The sequence below is a fragment of the Lentzea sp. NPDC060358 genome (assembly GCF_042725365.1).
GTDB lineage: Bacteria > Actinomycetota > Actinomycetes > Mycobacteriales > Pseudonocardiaceae > Lentzea.
The window spans coordinates 1-2,928 of sequence record NZ_JBHXCW010000432.1 but is presented as its reverse complement, the minus strand read 5'-3'; the positions used below and the strand labels follow the sequence as shown (position 1 = coordinate 2,928).

Here is a 2,928-nt window from a genome sequence, read left to right as displayed (position 1 = left end):
GGTCGGCGTGCACGCGCAGGAACTCCGACCGGGCGAACCGGGCCGCCCGGTGTGCCGCACGGGCCAGCTCCCGCTGCTCGGGCGACCGGTCGGGGACCGGGGGGAGAGCGGCCACCACCTCGTCGGTGCGGGCGGCCCGCGCTCGCAGTTCCTCCGCGTCCGCACCGATTCCCGTGGCGGCCGTGGTGGCCGTCATCCCGCCGCCTGGTTGCGGCGCAGCGTCCGGTCGCACGCCGCGAGGTGTGCGCCGAGCGCGTCCTCGAAGCTCGTGGTCGTGGCGTCCAGCAGCAGTCTGCGCCGCAGCGCGAGCTCGCTGCCCGACGTCACGCGGGTGGCCCGGTGGGCGGCCGCCACCGCGGTGTCGACGGTGTCGACGACCTCGTCGAGCACGCCGATCTCCAGCGCCTGCGCGGGGGAGACCGCGCCGCCGAACAGCACCAGCGACCGGGCCCGCGTCACGCCGATCTGGTTGGCCAGCCGGTGCAGCGCCATGCCCGGCCACGGGGACGCCGGGCCGCCTGCCACCTCGAGGACCAGGTCCGCGGTGCCGATCCGGTAGTCGCTCGCCAGCAGGACCTCCGCCGCGGGACCGGTGCAGTGCCCGGAGGCGACCGCGACCACCGCGGCCCTCAGGCGTTCCAGCCGCCGCAGGGCGTTCTCCCACTTGCCCACCAAGTGGATCTCCGCGGTGCCCGGCCACGACGGGGTCCCGCCGGGGGGCGGTCCGCCGACACCGATCACCACCGGCCCGCCGCCGGAGTCCTCGACCCGGTCGCAGAGCCCGGTCAGCTCCGCGACCAGTGCGGCCGTCAACGTGCGGTCGCTCCCGACGGTCAGCAGGACCGCCGGGTGGTCGGGCCGCGTCTCGCTCGTGGGGAAAGCCATTGCGCCTCGCTCACTCTCGCCTGGGTCAGTAGCGCAGCAGCGCGGCTTCGATGGTCGAACCGGGGCCCATGGTCATGAGGACCCCGTGATCACCGGGCCGCACCACACCCTCGTCCAGCAGGCGCGCGTAGGAGAACAGGAACGAGCCGCTGGAGAGGTTGCCGTAGTCGCGCAGCACTCCGGTGGTGTGCCGCAGGTCGTGCCGGGTCAGACCGAGGTTGACCATGACCGCGTCGATGACCTTCTTGCCGCCCGAGTGCACGACCCAGTGGCCGATGTCGCTCACCCGCAGGCCGGTGCCGGCCAGGAGACCGGACACCACCCTCTCGGCGTGCGCGCCCACCACGTAGGGCACCTCGCGGTCGAGGAAGAAGCTGAAGCGGCCGTGGTCGTCGTCCCAGTCGAACCGCATCGCGTCGATCGCGTCGGTGATGATGTGGCTGGTGGACCGCAGCACCGCGGGGCCGGGCCTGGTGTCGCCGCCGCCCGCGACGACCGCCACGGCCGCCGCGCCGTCGCCGAACAGGCTGTTGACCACGGAGGTGCGCATGGTGCCGTCGAAGACGTAGGCGGCGGAGCACGCCTCCGCGCACACCATCAGCGCGAGGTCGCCGGGATGCGCTCCCGCCCAGCCGGTGGTGGCGCTCATGCCGTTCAGGCCCGCGTTGCAGCCCATGCCGACGACGTCGAGCCTGCTGATGTCCGGCCGCAGCCCGAGCTCCTTGACCAGGAGCGCGCTGAAGCCGGGGGTGAGGAAACCGGTGGAGGTGACGCAGCACAGGTGCCGCACGTCGGCCAGGGTGGCGTTCGCCTTCTCCAGCGTCGAGCGGATCGCCCGGGCGGCCATGTCCACGCCCTGGCGGCGGTGCCTGCCCAGCAGCTCGCCCTGCGTCTCGGTGACCACGGCACCGTCCGGGGTGCGCGGCGGCAGGACGAGGAACCGGCGGTCGATGGCGCTGTTGAGGAACACGCCGCGGATCTTCGGGTCCCGCACGTCGAACAGGTCGAGCAGTTCCTGCTGCGAGTACGACTCCGGCGGCACGGCCGTGCCGACGCCCACGATCCGCGCTTTCGTGCGGCTGTGGTGGACCCGCTCGGGGTGGGCCAGCGGCATCTGGTCCGACGACGGGGAAATCACCCTGCTGGTCACTTGTGTCATCTGCCTGCTCCCGGAAGAGGTCGTCGACGAGGAGAGGGATCACCGGCGAGTCCCCGCTCTGGATTCGCGGCGGCGCATCGGAGTTCCGGGTCGGTGATTGTCCTGTCGGAACCGTACTCGAATTGATCGGCGGTACGTGAGGAGTTTGTTGCGGAGCCGTTCCGGCCCATTAGGGGAAGATAGGGGGACGTTAAGGGTGCGCAGGGGTTTACAGCAGTGGCCGCGCTTGGTCTAGATTTCACCGTCCACTGGGGACCACAGCATTGGGAACCCTTGAACCGTCGCCGCCACCGGATGAAATAGCGCGCGGCGACGACGATCTCGATTGAGGTGCCGAAACATGATTCGAACAAGACTGGCCGCGGTGCTGACGGCGGCGTCGGTCGCACTGCTCCTGGCCGCTCCTGCCCACGCGACGCCGCCGGTCAACTCCGGCACGGTGAGCGTCGAGTTCGCCTGCGTGGAGCCGCCGATGGAGCCCGCCGACACGGTCTTCCGCATCACCTTCACCGTGCCGACGCGCGTGACCAAGGGCAGCCAGGTCCCGGTCAGGGTGACGCTGCAGACCACGACGCCCGCCCCCGAGGGCCTGGAGCCGCACACCATCGCCGGCCAGGTGAAGGTGACCGCGAGCGGGGCGGGCTCCGGCACGCAGACCGCGACCGGCCTCACGAACGCGTCCGTGCCGCCCGCCGGTGACCCGCTGACCCTGACCGGCGGCCTCACGTCGTTCACCGCGACCGCCAAGGGCACGTGGAAGTTCACGCCCGGCGTCGTGGAGACGGTGTACGAGTCGCTCGGGTACCACCTGGTCTGCACCCCGAAGACCGCGCCCGGCGTGGCCACGACGACGACCGTCGTCTGATCCGCGCAGCGAGCAGGGG

At 71.9% G+C, this 2,928-nt stretch carries 4 protein-coding genes; 1 reads left to right on the top strand and 3 read right to left on the bottom strand.

Annotated elements, in window-relative coordinates; translation table 11 throughout:
* The 3 genes from ACFWGZ_RS40535 to dpgA form a co-directional block, all read right to left on the bottom strand.
* A partial coding sequence (locus tag ACFWGZ_RS40535) for a hypothetical protein (RefSeq protein ID WP_382456895.1) occupies positions 1-196 on the bottom strand: 196 nt, incomplete at its 3' end.
* Complete coding sequence (gene dpgB, locus ACFWGZ_RS40530; RefSeq protein WP_382456894.1) at positions 193-885, bottom strand: enoyl-CoA-hydratase DpgB; 693 nt, start codon at positions 883-885, stop codon at positions 193-195. The genes ACFWGZ_RS40535 and dpgB, both read right to left, overlap by 4 nt.
* A 25-nt stretch (positions 886-910) precedes the next feature.
* Positions 911-2,035, bottom strand: coding sequence for a 3,5-dihydroxyphenylacetyl-CoA synthase DpgA (gene dpgA, locus ACFWGZ_RS40525; protein WP_382456893.1), 1,125 nt, complete (start codon positions 2,033-2,035; stop codon positions 911-913).
* A 349-nt stretch (positions 2,036-2,384) separates the two neighbouring features.
* On the opposite strand from dpgA, the gene ACFWGZ_RS40520 reads away from it, so the two are divergent.
* Positions 2,385-2,909, top strand: coding sequence for a hypothetical protein (locus tag ACFWGZ_RS40520; protein WP_382456892.1), 525 nt, complete (start codon positions 2,385-2,387; stop codon positions 2,907-2,909).
* Positions 2,910-2,928: the final 19 nt, after the last annotated feature.